Genomic DNA, 14,002 nt, shown 5'->3' with positions numbered 1-14,002 from the left:
CGTGTGGCCACGGTCACTGCCGAGATCCCGGGGCGGTGGTCGGTCTTCGCGGAGGCCCGCTCTCGTGCACAGGTGCTCGATGAACTTCTGTCGCTGGTGGTCGTCATGGCGGCCGGGGTCGTTCACGGCGGCGAGGTCGTCGACGAAAGCGGCAGGCTCGGGCAACGTGTGAACGAGTCCGGTGAACTCATGCTCAAGCTGTTGAGGTCGGGGGAACGGGAGCCCGTGAGACTGGTCGAATGTGTGAAGTCGTGAGTGGTCGGCAAGAGGTGGTGGACGGTTATGGAGTTCGGTGAGTTCGATGCCCTGGTGCTGCGGACCAGGGAGGGGTTGCGGACTCAGGACTACCCCGAAGGCTTCTTTCCTTTCGATTCATGGCGTTCGTCCGAGGAGGAGATCGAGCGAGTCGAGCAGGAGCTCGATGTTCGCCTTCCTGGGCAGTACAAGGAATTCATGGTGCGACATGGCGGCGGCGCGTTCCTCTTCGTCGATCTGCTGCCGGTCGTCGCGCCAGGCCCGAGAGCAGAAGACCTCGTCTCGGTCAATCGCGACTCCCTGCGGGAGACCGGATTCCTCGCGGTGGCCCCGGTCGGTACCGGGGATTGGTGGGGCTTCACCTTGACGGGAACCGAGTGTGACGAAGCGGTCGATCTCCGATCGCACGACGATGGCCTGCGCGAACGTGAGGCGCCCGGTTTTCTCGATTTCCTGGTTCGGCACGGGCTTGGGTGTGACTCGTGAACCAAGTTGCCCTGGGTGTCCATGCCATCGTGCGAAAGGTGTCGTCGCCGGATCTCGGCAACGGAACCCTCGTGCATCTGTCGCGGGATGTAGCCGCAGGGTTGTGCGGAGGCACCTTCGTGTCCGACAACGCTGAGGTGGGGGGCCAGGTCATCGAATGAGTGTCGAAGCGAGCGAGCGGCTGATCGAACTGATCCGCGCGAATGAAGACATCTCGAACCATGCCGACGGTTGGGACGAGGCGACGATCAGCGCCGCGGAACGAACTCTGGGCGCCGCACTCCCTCACTCGTATCGCCGCCTACTCCAGGAATTCGGCACCTGGGACGTTGCGGGAGAGGAGTTCATCGGGCCCCTCACCGAGACCTTGGAGATGCGCCGGGACTACGGGATGCCCGCCGAACTGATCTTGGTGGCGTTCGACGGGATGGGCGGGGTGGTGGCCCTCGACTCCTCGCAGCCGAATGACGCCGGCGAGTACCCGGTCCTGGGATGGGTTCATCACAACGAGCCTTCGGAGAAGCTGGGTGACGATTTCGGATCTTTCGCTCTCGCGTTGTGTGCCCGATCTCTGTACCGAGGAAGGGTGAAACTTCCCGTCGGCTCTGCGGGCAGCGTCGCGCAGGACCTCCTCGGACTACCCGGAGCACGCCGCAAGCCCCCGACCGTCGACGAGGTCGTGGCAGCCGTCCGTTGCTTCGAAGCCATCGGGTTCGCCGTACCCGATGGCGTTGATACCGACGGTTTCCTCTTCCAGTACGGCGAAGTGAACTGGGGCTCCGAGCCGATGTTCGCGGTGGGGTTCGTGCGGCAGATGGAGATCGTCGACGCCGACGGTGAGCACGCAGAGTACTCACAGGTCGGCTTCGAGTTCCGCTGTCGTGTGGATGCGGACCTGCGGTCACTCGGGAGCCGTGCGGTGTGGTGGTTTCGCGGCGACGGTGTCGATTTCGCGGATTGGCTCGCGTCGGTGACGGGGGATCCGGTTTGGAGGATACTCCGGAAGAAGGAGATCGCCGAGTTCGTCCTTTCTCAGGAATCTGTCTGAGCTCGGCCGAGCAAGTGGTCTGGAGAGGAAGACGGTGATCGAACCGTTCGCAGGTGAGGACATGTTCACCGGCCCGGCTGTCGACGATGCGTTGATCAGCAAGGCCGAGGAACGACTCGGGTATCGTCTCCCGTCGTCCTACTTGGACATCTTGCGTCGGATGAACGGCGGGCTCCTCCGCCGCAGACTGTGTCCGACGTCGTTCCCGACTTCGTGGGCGGACGATCATTTCGAGGTGCGATCGCTGCTCGGAATCGGTGGTGACCATGGCATCGACTCAAGCGGCGGGCGCGGCAGCCGGGACTTGATTTCGGAGTGGGGATACCCGGATATCGGAATAGTGCTCTTCGATATGCCTTCCGGCGGGCATGACGCGGTCATGCTCGACTATCGCGACTGTGGAAGCGGCGATGAGCCTGCTGTCGTTTACATCGACGAAGATCGAGTCCCCCGCCGGGTCGCCCGCGATTTCGGAGAGTTCCTCGGGCTCCTTGGCGGCCAGGAGTGACGTGGAGTCAAATGAGTGAGGGTGGCCAGGTTGTAGATCTGAAGTTCGCTGCGGCGCAAGGGGAAAGCGCCGAGGTGTGCTTCGAACCGGTAGGAACTACCTTCTCCCTGAGAGATGGTGAGGCGGTCTTCCTCCGGACCGCGATCGCCAACGTGGCCTCGCTTGAGATCGTCTCTTGGTCCAACGGGATCGGGGTGTGGGTTCCCTATCCCGGCGACTACGCGATCATTGACTCAAAGGGGATCGAAATCGATCGGCTCTGATCCGCTTCCGTAAGACTGGACGGCAGCCGCCTCAGAATCCCACGGTCGCCTTCTGGATCTTCACCGGCTTCGCGGGCAGCCCGTCGGCAGGCCCGTTCGGATCCGTCGGGATGATCCCGGCAGCCACGATCCGGTCCAGCACCTCCATACCCCGCACGACCTTGCCCATCACCGAGTAGTTCTTCGGGATGTTCGCGAACGAGTGCACGATGAAGAACTCGCTGCCGTTCGTGCCAGGGCCCTGGTTGCCCATGGCGATGGTGCCGCGGTCGTAGGTCTCGGTGCCGTCGACCTCGTCCGCGAACTTGTAGCCCGGTCCGCCCTTCTCGGCTTCGTAGATGTCGCCGCACTGCAGGACGCCGAGGCGCGAGGAGTTCGTCAGGCGCCAGCACTGGCTGCGGTCGTAGAAGCGCTGCAGGGCCAGGCTCGCCAGGTTGTGGACGGCGCACGGGGCGGCGCCGGCGCGGTTCAGGCGCACGGTCACCGGGCCGTAGTTGAAGCGGAAGGTGACGTCGACGGTGCCGCGGGTCAGGGCGAAGGGGAGCGGGCGCAGGACCGGACGGGCCGCGGGGTTTTCCGGTGTCGGCGTGAACTCGCAGCGCACGATCGGCAAGGACGCCGAGGACGCGGGCGCGGCGGTGGCGACACCGGGCAGGAACACGGCGGCGAGAGCGGAAACGACAGCGGTGACACCCCAGCGCAGCTTCATGAGGGGGAACCTAACCCAAAAGGATGGTCGTCGGGTAGCCGTTCACGCGGGGGTGCCGTCCGGGTGGTCGTGAGTGGCGATTCGGGTTAGAACACGAATCGCCACTCACGACCACCTGCACCGAACGGTCACCGCACATGCTGAGCTCACTCACCGCCGCGTACCTCGCCTTCTCGCTCGTCGCGCTCCCGCCCACCGAGATCCGGCCTGACCAGGTCGAACACATCGCCCTGCCGTGCGCCCAGGCGGGCGCGTCCGCCGACGACACCGACTCAGCCCAAAGCCTCAACCAGCAGCTCGCCACCAAGATGCGCGGCTACATGAACCCGTACAACACCTCGTGCGCCAGAGTGATCGTCGAGACCGTGCAGAGATCGGGGCTCAACGATCGCGCGGCCGCCATCGCGATCGCGACGGTGATCGTCGAGTCGAGTATCGCCAACCTCGACGGCGGCCTCGGCGACTCGGTCGGGCTCTTCCAGCAGCGCGCGAGCTGGGGCTCCTTCGAGCAGCGCACCGACCCGGTGTGGGCGACCGGCCGGTTCCTCGCCGTGATGCGGCAGTTCTACCCGAACGGCGCTTGGAACAACGTCGCCATCGGGGACGTCGCCGCGGCGGTCCAGCGGCCGGCGGCGAAGTACCGGCACCGCTACGGGGTCGAGGCTGGTGACGCGGTCAAGATCGTCAACGAGCTGTGGGCCCAGAACGGCGAATGGCCCCTGCCCACGAAGGTGGACAAGGGCCATTGAGCCGTGAAGGACCTACTTGCGCCAGGCCGTGCGCTGCTTGCGGATGTCGAGCACCAGCCCGAACATCATCAGCAGCGACAGGCCGATCAGCCACAGGTTCTCGGTCCAGCCGTGGTGGTTGCCGTACAGCATCACCAGCAGGATGATCGCGCTCAGCCAGCCCGCGATCCGCGTCGCCTTCGGGAAGGAACCGTGCCAGCCCCACTCGGCCGACGGCTCGTCGCGGGGGTCAACGGTGTCGACGCCCACCCGGCCGCGCTTTTCGACCGCCTTGCTCGCCACGATCAACTCCTCAAAACCCGATGGTTCGCTTGCCCGCGAATGATCCCACACCTGGCTGCACGCGCCCGACGGGCCCCAAGCGACAATGAGCCCCGATGACTACCTCGCGAAGTGTGCTCGTGCTCGGTTCGACCGGATCGGTCGGCGCCCAGGCCCTCGACGTCGCGGCCCGCAACCCGGAGCTGTTCCGGGTCGCCGGGATCGCCGCGGGCGGCTCCGACCCCGCCGCGCTGGCCGCGCAGGCTCTGGCGCACCAGGTCGACGCCGTCGCCATCAGCAGGCCGACGGCCGTGGAAGACCTCCAGCTCGCGCTGTACGCCGAGGCGCAGAAGCACGGCTACTCCAGCGGCGACTTCAAGCTCCCGCGCATCTTCGCCGGGGCCGACGCGGTCGTCGAGATGATCGACGCCACCCCCGTCGACGTCGTGCTCAACGCGCTCCCCGGCTCCCAGGGGCTCCCGCCGACCCTGCGCGCGCTCGCCACCGGCGCCACGCTGGCGCTGGCCAACAAGGAGTCGCTGATCGCGGGCGGGCCGCTCGTGCTGGCCGCGGCCAAGCCGGGCCAGATCGTCCCGGTGGACTCCGAGCACTCCGCGATCGCGCAGGCCCTGCGCGCCGGCCGCGAGTCCGAGGTCGCCCGGCTGGTGCTCACCGCCTCCGGCGGGCCGTTCCGGGGGCGCAAGCGCGCGGAGTTGGCCGACGTCACAGTCGAGCAGGCGATGGCGCATCCGACCTGGTCCATGGGCCCGCTCATCACGATCAATTCGTCCACTTTGGTCAACAAGGGACTGGAGCTGATCGAGGCGAAGCTCCTGTTCGACATCGAGACCGACCGCATCGACGTGGTCGTCCACCCGCAGTCGATCATCCACTCGATGGTGACCTTCGTGGACGGTTCGACGATCGCCCAGGCCAGCCCGCCCGACATGCGGCTGCCGATCGCGCTGGCGCTGCACTGGCCGGACCGCGTGCCCGGCGCCGCGGCCGCGTGCGTCTGGGACCAGCCCGCGAGCTGGACTTTCGAGCCGCTGGACAACGAGGCGTTCCCGGCCGTCGAGCTGGCGAGGCACGCCGGGACCGTGGGCGGTTGCGTCCCGGCGGTCTACAACGCGGCGAACGAGGAGCTGGTGGCCGCCTTCCTGGCACAGAACACCGGCTTCACCTCGATTGTGGACACTATTGCCCAGGTGGTGGAAGCCGCCGACGAATGGCGTCGTGAACCTCGCGACGTGGATGACGTACTAGCTGCCGAGCGCTGGGCTCGCGCGCGTGCCGGTGCGCTGATCGGTAAGGGGAAGTAGCGCGTGCTCTGGTTCATTCTCGGGATCGTGCTGTTCGCGCTGGGTATCTGCCTGTCCGTCGCCCTGCACGAAGCCGGTCACATGTGGGCGGCCAAGGCCTTCGGCATGAAGGTCCGGCGCTACTTCATCGGCTTCGGGCCGACGATCTTCTCCTTCCGCCGCGGCGAGACCGAGTACGGCGTGAAGTGGATCCCGCTCGGCGGGTTCTGCGACATCGCGGGCATGACCGCGCTCGACGAGGTCACCCCGGAAGAGTCGAAGCGCGCGATGTGGCGCTTCAAGACCTGGAAGCGCACCGTCGTCATGTCGGCGGGTTCGGCGATGCACTTCATCCTCGGTTTCGTCATCCTCTACCTGATGGCCGTCACGATGGGCCTGCCGAACCCGGCCGCGCAGGCCGCGCCCACCGAGGCCGTGATCAGCGCCACGTCCTGCGCCCGCGCGGCCACCACGGTGGAGCAGCTGAACGACACCACCTGCCCGCCGGACGCCCCGACCCCCGCGAAGACCGCCGGTCTCCAGGCGGGCGACAAGGTCGTCTCCGTCGCGGGCAAGCCGATCAAGACCTGGCGCGAGATGCTCGCGGCCGTCCAGGTCGCCAACGGCCCGACGCCGTTCGTGGTCGAGCGGAACGGGCAGCGGCTGAACCTGACCGTCGACGTGCCGCGCGTGCAGCGGCTGGTCGCCGACGCCTCCAACAACACCACGGTCAAGGACGTCGGCATGATCGGCGCCTCGCCGATCCAGAACACCGCGCCGCCGTTGCTGACCTACGGCCCGGTCGACGCGATCGGCGGGACGCTCAGCTTCACCGGCACGATGTTCTCCGAGACCGCCAAGCGGCTGATCGAGTTCCCCTCGCGGATCCCCGCGGTGGTGGAGTCCATCTTCGGCGGCGAGCGCGACCCGAACACCCCGGTCAGCGTCGTCGGCGCCAGCCGGATCGGTGGCGAGGCCGCCGAGCGCGGCCTGTGGGAGATCTTCGTGCTCCTGCTGGCGAGCCTGAACTTCTTCATCGGCGTGTTCAACCTGCTGCCGTTGCTCCCGCTCGACGGCGGGCACATCGCGGTCGTCTGGTACGAGCGGGTCCGCGACTGGATCCGGAAGCTGCGCGGCAAGGCGGCGGGCGGACCGGTCGACTACACGAAGCTGTCCGCGGTCACGATGGTGCTCGTCTTCATCGGCGGCGCGGTGACTCTGCTCACCGTCACCGCCGACATCGTGAACCCGGTCAAGCTGTTCCAGTGACGCCCGACGGCGGTGACGGAGCGCGCTGTCAGCATCATTGGGCTGCCCAGGTAATGCTGCTCACCGTGACGGCTGACGTCGTGGATGTCCGCCGATCGGGGTAGGTACGCTTGACGGCGTGACTGTCGCTCTTGGTATGCCAGCGCTTCCTCCTCCCGTCCTCTCCGAGCGTCGCAAGACCCGACAGCTGCAGGTCGGGCCGGTGGGCGTCGGCAGCGAGCACCCGATTTCGGTGCAGTCGATGACCACCACGCTCACTTCCGACGTCAACGCGACGCTGCAGCAGATCGCCGAGCTCACCGCTGCGGGCTGTGACATCGTGCGCGTCGCGTGCCCTTCGGCGGACGACGCCGAGGCGCTGCCCGCGATCGCGAAGAAGTCGCAGATCCCGGTGATCGCCGACATCCACTTCCAGCCGAAGTACGTCTTCGCCGCGATCGAGGCGGGCTGCGCGGCGGTCCGGGTGAACCCGGGCAACATCCGCAAGTTCGACGACCAGGTCAAGGAGATCGCGAAGGCCGCGAAGGACCACGGCACCCCGATCCGGATCGGCGTCAACGCGGGTTCGCTGGACAAGCGGATCATGGACAAGTACGGCAAGGCGACCCCGGAGGCGCTGGCCGAGTCGGCGCTGTGGGAGGCGTCGCTGTTCGCCGAGCACGACTTCTACGACGTGAAGATCTCCGTGAAGCACAACGACCCGGTGGTCATGGTGCGCGCGTACGAGATCCTCGCCGAGCAGTGCGACTACCCGCTGCACCTCGGGGTCACCGAGGCGGGTCCGGCGTTCCAGGGCACCATCAAGTCGGCCGTCGCGTTCGGCGCGCTGCTGCGGCAGGGCATCGGCGACACGATCCGCGTTTCGCTGTCGGCGCCGCCGGTGGAAGAGGTCAAGGTCGGGATCCAGATCCTGCAGTCGCTGAACCTCAAGGAGCGCAAGCTCGAGATCGTCTCCTGCCCCTCGTGCGGCCGCGCGCAGGTGGACGTCTACACGCTCGCCGAGCAGGTCACCGCCGGTCTGGAGGGCATGGAGGTCCCGCTGCGCGTCGCGGTCATGGGCTGCGTCGTCAACGGCCCCGGTGAAGCGCGTGAGGCCGACCTCGGTGTCGCGTCGGGTAACGGCAAGGGCCAGATCTTCGTCAAGGGCGAGGTCATCAAGACCGTGCCGGAGCACGCGATCGTCGAGACGCTGATCGAAGAGGCCATGCGGATCGCCGAGGAGTCGGGTCAGACGATCGGCGAGGGAGAGCCCACCGTCACGGTCGGCTGACTGGTCGAGACCACGCTAGGAACGGTCCTTTCCTCGCAAAATTTGCGAGGAAAGGACCGTTCCTTGCACTTGGCGGCCCCGACCTGCCGAAGTTCTCTCAGCGTGTCGTGAAGCTTGCGTTCCGTTTACGCCGCTCATCTGGCACCCTGGAGTGGTGTTGCGGCTTGCAGGTGCACGGCTGCTCGATGATCGGGACTATCCCGCGGTCCGTGCCGCGCTCGCCACAGACCCGGTCGGCAGCTGCATGGTCAGTGCCAGGGTGGAGACCGCGGGTCTCGACCCCTGGCGGCTCGGTGGCGAGCTCTGGGCCGCCGACTCCCGTCCCGTCCGGGCGGGCAGGCTCCAAGGGCTGTGCTTCTCCGGGCCGAACCTGATCCCGTTGCGCGGCAACGCCTCCGCTCTGCGTTCCTTCGCCGATCGCGCCCTGCGCCGTCAGCGGAGCTGCTCGTCGCTGGTCGGCCCGGCCGAGCAGGTGCTGGGGCTGTGGGACGAACTCGAGCCGGAATGGGGCCCCGCCAGGGAGGTCCGGCACGACCAGCCGTTGCTCGCGCTCGACGGGATCCCGTCCGTCGCCGCCGATCCGCTGGTCCGCGCGGTGCGCCCGGAGGAACTCGACCGCTATCTCCCGGCCGCGATCGCCATGTTCGTCGAGGAGGTCGGCGTCGACCCCCGCAACGGCGACGGTGGCGCCGGGTATCGCGCCCGCGTCGCGGAGCTGATCGCCGGCGGCCGGGCGTTCGCGCGCTTCGAAGACGGCGAGGTCGTCTTCAAGGCCGAGATCGGCGCGATGTCCTCCACGGTCGGCCAGATCCAGGGGGTCTGGGTGCATCCGGAACGCCGCGGCGGCGGTCTCGGCACCGCCGGGACGGCGTCCGTGGTGACCAGGCTCGTCCGCGGGATGGGCCGCACGGCCAGCCTGTACGTCAACGCCTACAACAGCCCGGCGCTCGCCGCCTATCGCAAGATCGGCTTCCAGCAGGTCGGGCAGTACGCGACGGTTCTGTTCTAGATCGGCGTTGCATCCCGGTGGACGGTGCCCGGGCTGGCAGGATCCGGGGCATGCCTGCAGGTCGTCGTGTCGCCGTCGTCGTGCTCGCGGGGATGGTGGGCCTCTCGGCCGCCGGGTGCGGGCTCTTCGCCGATTCCGGGCCCGAGGACGCCATCACGGGTTTCCTCGGCGGGCTCTCCTCCGGTGACGTCGCCGCCGCGGCCTCCTTCACCGATTCGCCCGACGCCGCGCGCGAGTCGCTGGAGATGGCGCGGAAGGCGCTTTCCCCCGAGTCGATCAAGATCGTGGACAAGCAGGTCCGGCACGCGTCCGGCGCGGACAACGGGACGGCGACCTATCAGCTCAGCTGGAACCTGCCGCGCGGCCGGGTCTGGACCTACAAGGCCGACGCTCAGGTCCATTCCACGCAGGACGGCTGGAAGGTGCGCTGGCTGCCCACCGCGCTCCATCCGCAGCTGGCCGCGCAGCAGAGCATCGCGCTGAAGGCGGACCCGCCGGATCTGGCGCCGGTGCTGGACCGCGACGGGACGCCGTTGCTGCGCCCGCAGACGGTCGTCAGCGTCGTGCTCGACCCGGCGAAGGCGGGCGATCTGGTCGCCGTCACCGACAAACTCGGCGCGGCGCTCAACCGGTTCGAGGCGTCGGTGACCGGCCAGTCGATCCGCGACGGCGTGAAGACGCTCAAACCCGGCTCCGGCTATCCGGTCGTGAGCCTGCGGGCGAACAGCTACCAAGAGGTGAAGCCCGAGATCTACGACCTGCCCGGGGTCCGGTTCAGCCAGCAGGAAAGGCTGCTGCCGGACGACAAGAACTTCGGCAAGCAGGTGCTGCCCGCGGTCCGGTCGCTCGTCGAGGACCAGGTGGAGGGCTCGGCGGGCTGGCGCGTCGTCACCCTCGACACGGGCGGCGGCGAGATCGTCGACCTGCACTCCGAACACCCCAAACCGGCGCCCGCGGTCGTCAGCACGCTCAGCGTGAAGGCGCAGGGTGCGGCGGAGCGGGCGCTCGCCCCGGTGCCGACGGCGTCCGCGCTGGTCGCGATCCAGCCGTCGACCGGCGAGCTGCTGGCGGTGGCGCAGAACGCCCCGGCGGACCCGCAGGGCGCGATCGCGCTCACCGGCCGCTTCCCGCCGGGCTCCACGTTCAAGATGGCCACCGCCGTCGCGGCGCTGTCCGCGGGCACGGTGCGGGCGGACAGCCCGGTGGATTGCCCCGGCACGGCCACCTTCGAGAACCGGACGGTGCCGAACGAGGGCAAGTTCGCCCTGGGCGTCGTCCCGCTCTCCACTGCGTTCGCCAAGTCCTGCAACACGACGTTCGCGAAGCTCTCGACCGACCTGCCTCCCGCCGCGCTGACCGACGCCGCGCGCGATCTCGGCATCGGCGCCGACTTCGTCATCCCCGGCCTGACCACGATCACCGGTTCGTCGCCGCCGGCGAACACCGTCGCGCAGCGCGCGGAGAACGGGTTCGGCCAGGGGACCGTGGTGGCGAGCCCGTTCGGCCTGGCCGTCGCCACCGCGACGGTCCAGTCGGGCAAGGTCCCGGTGCCGACGCTGGTGCGGGGGATGGCCACCACCTCGTCCGGGCTCGGCAAACCGATCAAGCCGGAGGTGCTCGACGCGCTGCGCGGGATGATGCGCGAGGTCGTCACCGACGGCACGGCGACACTGCTCAAGCCCCTGGCGGACGTCCGGGGAAAGACCGGGACGGCCCAGTTCGGCGACGGCACGCATTCGCACGGCTGGTTCGTCGGCTACACCGGGGACCTGGCCTTCGCGGTGCTGACGACCGACGCGGGGACGTCCAGGCCCGCGGTCGAGGCCGCCCAGCGCTTCCTGACGGGGCTCGGTTAGCCACCAGGTCGTAGGCTGGGCCCATGTCCGTTCGCTCCCCCTTGAAGCCCGGCGTCCAGACGCCGCGGCGAGCCGTCCCCGCCAGCATCGCCCGTCCCGAGTACGTCGACCGGCCGGCGCCGAAACGCGACACGGGCAACGGGGTCCGCACACCCGAGGTGATCGAGGCGATGCGGGTCGCGAGCCGGATCGCGGCGCAGGCGCTGGAGGAGGGCGGCAAGGCCGTCAAACCCGGCGCGACCACCGACGACATCGACAAGGTGATCCACGAGTTCCTCCTGGACAACCACGCGTACCCGTCGACGCTCGGCTACCGCGCGTTCCCGAAGTCGTGCTGCACCTCGCTCAACGAGGTGATCTGCCACGGCATCCCGGATTCGACGGTGATCGAGGACGGCGACATCTGCAACATCGACGTCACCGCGTTCATCGGCGGCGTCCACGGCGACACCAACGCGACGTTCCTGGCGGGTGACGTCTCGGAGGAGGCGCGGCTGCTGGTCGAGCGCACGCGCGAGGCGACCATGCGCGCCATCAAGGCCGTCCGCCCCGGCAGGCAGCTCAACGTCATCGGCCGGGTCATCGAGTCCTACGCGAAGCGGTTCGGCTACGGGGTCGTGCGGGACTTCACCGGGCACGGGGTCGGGCCGGCGTTCCACACCGCGCCGACCGTGCTGCACTACGAGGAGCCGTCCGTCGAGACGGTGATCGAGCAGGGCATGACCTTCACGATCGAGCCGATGATCACCCTCGGCACCATCGACTACGACATCTGGGCCGACGACTGGACCGTCACCACCAAGGACAAGAAGTGGACGGCCCAGTTCGAGCACACCCTCGTGGTGACCGAGGACGGCGCCGAAATCCTGACGCTGCCGTAGGCGGGCTGAAGGGGCCCTTCACCGCATGCGATGCGGTGAAGGGCCCCTTTGCTGCGTCCTATGCGGGGAAAGTCCCCTTCAGCTCTCGTCCTGCTCCACCCTGGCCAGGAGTTCGTCCAGGAAACCGCACGCCTCGCTGGCGGCCCGGTCGGCGTCGCGGTCGGCGATGGCCTCGGCGAGGCCTTCATGCCCTATCTCCGGCAGATACTCGCGGCCCGGTGTCACGTTCGACGTGGCGGCCACGCTGGCCGTGATCACCTCGGTGAGCCCGCGGTACATCTCGGTCAGCAGGGTGTTATGTCCACTTTGGACGACCGCGAAGTGGAATTCCGCGTCGAGGCGGGCGAAATCCTCCCAATGGCCTTCGCGCAGCTCGGCGTTGCGGCGTTCGAGCAGGGACCGCAGCTCGACGACCTCCTCCTCGGTCCGCGCCACGGCCGCGAGCCGGGCGCCCTCGACCTCGAGGATGCGCCGCACCTGCAGCACCTCGCGCAGTTCGGAACCGCACAGCCGCCGGATGGCGCCCGAGACCTCGCTCGTCGCCCGCACGTAGGTCCCGTCGCCCTGGCGGACTTCGAGCAGCCCCGTGTGCGCGAGCGCGCGCACGGCCTCGCGGACGGTGTTGCGCCCGACGCCGAGCTGCCCGGCCAGCTCTGGTTCCGTCGGAATCCGCTGACCGATGGGCCATTCTCCCTGCGTGACGGCGTCACGCAGCTGCTCGATGACCTGATCGACCAGGCCGGCACGGCGCGTGGTGGCCAATGGCACAGCGTTGTCCCTTCATCCAATCATCCTATGTATGTGATACTAGCCGACGTGCGTGTCGACTCTCGAGAATCCGTGTCCCCGTTCGATGAAAGCCTTGAACTCGAAGGTTCGATCGAAACGGAGTGGCGGCCGGGAGTGATCACCGGCGGTGTCCTGCTCGGTGTCGCGGTGATCCTGGTTGCCCTCAACCTGCGGCCCGCGATCACCAGTATCGGCCCCATGCTCGGCGAGATGCGCGACGACCTCGGCGCCACGGCGACCTGGGCGGGCGTGCTCACCACGCTCCCCGGCCTGTGTTTCGCCGCCGCCGGGCTCGCCGCGCCCCTGCTGGCCCGCCGGTTCGGCATCGGCGCGGCCATCGCGTCCGCGCTTTCGGTGCTGGCCGTCGGCCTGGTGCTACGCGTGATCGACGGACCGTACGTCGTGCTCGGGGGAACCCTGGTCGCCACGGCGGGAATCGCCTTGGCGAATGTACTGATCCCGGTCGTCATCAAGGACTCCTTCCCGGCGCGTGTCGGCATGATGACCGGCGTGTACACCGCCGCTCTGCAGGGCGGGGGCGCCCTGGGGTCCGCGCTCACCCCTCCCTTGGAGAACGCGTTCGGCGGCTGGCGCCAAGGTCTCGGCGCCTGGTCGGTACTGGCGGTGCTCGCACTCCTCGTCTGGATTCTCGCAGCCCGCGGTGCGGGACGTGCGCCCGTTGCCGAGGCAGGCAAGCAGGGTAGCGGGCGATCGCTCCTGCGTAGCCCCCTTGCGTGGATGGTCACGCTTTTCTTCGGCACTCAGGCCTTTTTGGCCTACGTCGTGATGGGCTGGCTGCCGGAGGTGATGATCGACGCGGGGGTGAGCAAGGGTGATTCCGGGCTGCTGCTCGGGCTGATCTCGCTCATCGCGGTCCCGATCAGTCTCGTCGTGGCGCCGATGGCCGCCCGGCACAAGAGCCAGAGCCCGTGGATCGTCGGGCTCGGCGTTCCCGGCTTCGTCGGCATGGTCGGCATGATGGTCGCCCCCGCCGCCTCGCCGCTGCTCTGGTGCCTCCTCATCGGGCTCGGGATGAGCGTGTTCTCGCTCGCGCTGACGGTGATCGCGCTGCGGGCGCGCACCGGCGAGGACACCGCGCGGCTGTCGGGGATGGCGCAGGGCATCGGTTACCTGATGGCGGCCGTCGGGCCGTTCCTCTTCGGGCTGCTTCACGATCTCACCCACGGCTGGACCGTGCCCTGGATCATGATGCTCGCGGTCTTCGCCGCGCAGATGACCTTCGGTGCCTTCGCCGGCCGTCGCCGCTTCGTCTGAACGCGTTCAAAAAACTTCTTGACCCGTCCCGGGGCGGAGCCATAGCCTGAGCGAGTTGAACCTGTTCAAAAAC

The 14,002-nt window shown here is 68.3% G+C and carries 16 protein-coding genes; 13 read left to right on the top strand and 3 right to left on the bottom strand.

Going from position 1 to position 14,002, the window contains the following annotated elements; all coding sequences use genetic code 11:
* The first annotated feature begins 72 nt into the window (after positions 1-72).
* The 5 genes from AORI_RS83530 (at position 73) to AORI_RS70345 (ending at position 2,560) form a co-directional block, all read left to right on the top strand.
* A complete protein-coding gene (locus AORI_RS83530; protein ID WP_123798579.1) occupies positions 73-255 on the top strand; it encodes a hypothetical protein in 183 nt (60 codons plus the stop codon).
* 27 nt (positions 256-282) lie between these two features.
* Positions 283-741, top strand: a complete 459-nt coding sequence (locus AORI_RS70360; RefSeq protein ID WP_123798577.1) for an SMI1/KNR4 family protein — start codon at positions 283-285, stop codon at positions 739-741.
* 157 nt (positions 742-898) lie between these two features.
* Entirely contained in the window at positions 899-1,789 is an 891-nt protein-coding gene (locus tag AORI_RS70355; RefSeq protein ID WP_016336184.1) for an SMI1/KNR4 family protein, read from the top strand.
* A 34-nt stretch (positions 1,790-1,823) separates the two neighbouring features.
* A complete protein-coding gene (locus AORI_RS70350) occupies positions 1,824-2,297 on the top strand; it encodes an SMI1/KNR4 family protein (protein WP_016336183.1) in 474 nt (157 codons plus the stop codon).
* Positions 2,298-2,308: 11 nt separating this feature from the next.
* Positions 2,309-2,560: a hypothetical protein gene (locus AORI_RS70345; protein WP_016336182.1), complete on the top strand. Its 252-nt coding sequence runs from the start codon at positions 2,309-2,311 to the stop codon at positions 2,558-2,560.
* 31 nt (positions 2,561-2,591) lie between these two features.
* Here AORI_RS70345 and AORI_RS70340 read toward each other — a convergent pair whose 3' ends face one another.
* Positions 2,592-3,269 carry a peptidylprolyl isomerase gene (locus tag AORI_RS70340; RefSeq protein ID WP_016336181.1) on the bottom strand — a complete coding sequence of 226 codons (678 nt, stop codon included), beginning with the start codon at positions 3,267-3,269 and terminating at the stop codon, positions 2,592-2,594.
* Between the two features lie 137 nt (positions 3,270-3,406).
* Here AORI_RS70340 and AORI_RS70335 point away from each other — a divergent pair, with 137 nt between their 5' ends.
* Positions 3,407-4,018: a hypothetical protein gene (locus AORI_RS70335; protein ID WP_016336180.1), complete on the top strand. Its 612-nt coding sequence runs from the start codon at positions 3,407-3,409 to the stop codon at positions 4,016-4,018.
* Between the two features lie 12 nt (positions 4,019-4,030).
* Here AORI_RS70335 and AORI_RS70330 read toward each other — a convergent pair whose 3' ends face one another.
* A complete protein-coding gene (locus AORI_RS70330; protein WP_037342353.1) occupies positions 4,031-4,300 on the bottom strand; it encodes a DUF2631 domain-containing protein in 270 nt (89 codons plus the stop codon).
* A gap of 95 nt (positions 4,301-4,395) precedes the next feature.
* Between AORI_RS70330 and dxr the strand changes: the two genes are divergently transcribed.
* From dxr to map, 6 genes are all read left to right on the top strand, one after another.
* Entirely contained in the window at positions 4,396-5,601 is a 1,206-nt protein-coding gene (dxr, locus tag AORI_RS70325; RefSeq protein WP_043848295.1) for a 1-deoxy-D-xylulose-5-phosphate reductoisomerase, read from the top strand.
* 3 nt (positions 5,602-5,604) lie between these two features.
* Positions 5,605-6,849 carry a M50 family metallopeptidase gene (locus AORI_RS70320; RefSeq protein WP_016336177.1) on the top strand — a complete coding sequence of 415 codons (1,245 nt, stop codon included), beginning with the start codon at positions 5,605-5,607 and terminating at the stop codon, positions 6,847-6,849.
* Between the two features lie 118 nt (positions 6,850-6,967).
* Entirely contained in the window at positions 6,968-8,119 is a 1,152-nt protein-coding gene (ispG, locus tag AORI_RS70315; protein WP_073849032.1) for a flavodoxin-dependent (E)-4-hydroxy-3-methylbut-2-enyl-diphosphate synthase, read from the top strand.
* A 154-nt stretch (positions 8,120-8,273) separates the two neighbouring features.
* On the top strand, positions 8,274-9,128 hold the full coding sequence (locus AORI_RS70310) for a GNAT family N-acetyltransferase (RefSeq protein ID WP_043848294.1): 855 nt from the start codon (positions 8,274-8,276) through the stop codon (positions 9,126-9,128).
* Positions 9,129-9,178: 50 nt separating this feature from the next.
* Entirely contained in the window at positions 9,179-10,984 is a 1,806-nt protein-coding gene (locus tag AORI_RS70305) for a penicillin-binding transpeptidase domain-containing protein (protein WP_016336174.1), read from the top strand.
* Positions 10,985-11,007: 23 nt separating this feature from the next.
* Positions 11,008-11,865 (top strand): type I methionyl aminopeptidase, encoded by an 858-nt coding sequence (gene map / locus AORI_RS70300; protein ID WP_016336173.1) that lies wholly within the window; start codon positions 11,008-11,010, stop codon positions 11,863-11,865.
* A 78-nt stretch (positions 11,866-11,943) separates the two neighbouring features.
* Here the strand turns inward: map and AORI_RS70295 are convergent, their stop codons facing one another.
* Complete coding sequence (locus AORI_RS70295) at positions 11,944-12,633, bottom strand: FadR/GntR family transcriptional regulator (protein ID WP_043848293.1); 690 nt, start codon at positions 12,631-12,633, stop codon at positions 11,944-11,946.
* Positions 12,634-12,681: 48 nt separating this feature from the next.
* Here AORI_RS70295 and AORI_RS70290 point away from each other — a divergent pair, with 48 nt between their 5' ends.
* Positions 12,682-13,929, top strand: coding sequence for a CynX/NimT family MFS transporter (locus tag AORI_RS70290; protein ID WP_046199847.1), 1,248 nt, complete (start codon positions 12,682-12,684; stop codon positions 13,927-13,929).
* The last annotated feature ends 73 nt before the right edge of the window (positions 13,930-14,002 follow it).

Origin of the sequence: Amycolatopsis keratiniphila (assembly GCF_000400635.2) — a bacterium.
Lineage (GTDB): Bacteria > Actinomycetota > Actinomycetes > Mycobacteriales > Pseudonocardiaceae > Amycolatopsis > Amycolatopsis keratiniphila.
Note: the sequence above shows the minus strand (reverse complement) of the source record. Positions and strands in the feature narration are given on the sequence as shown.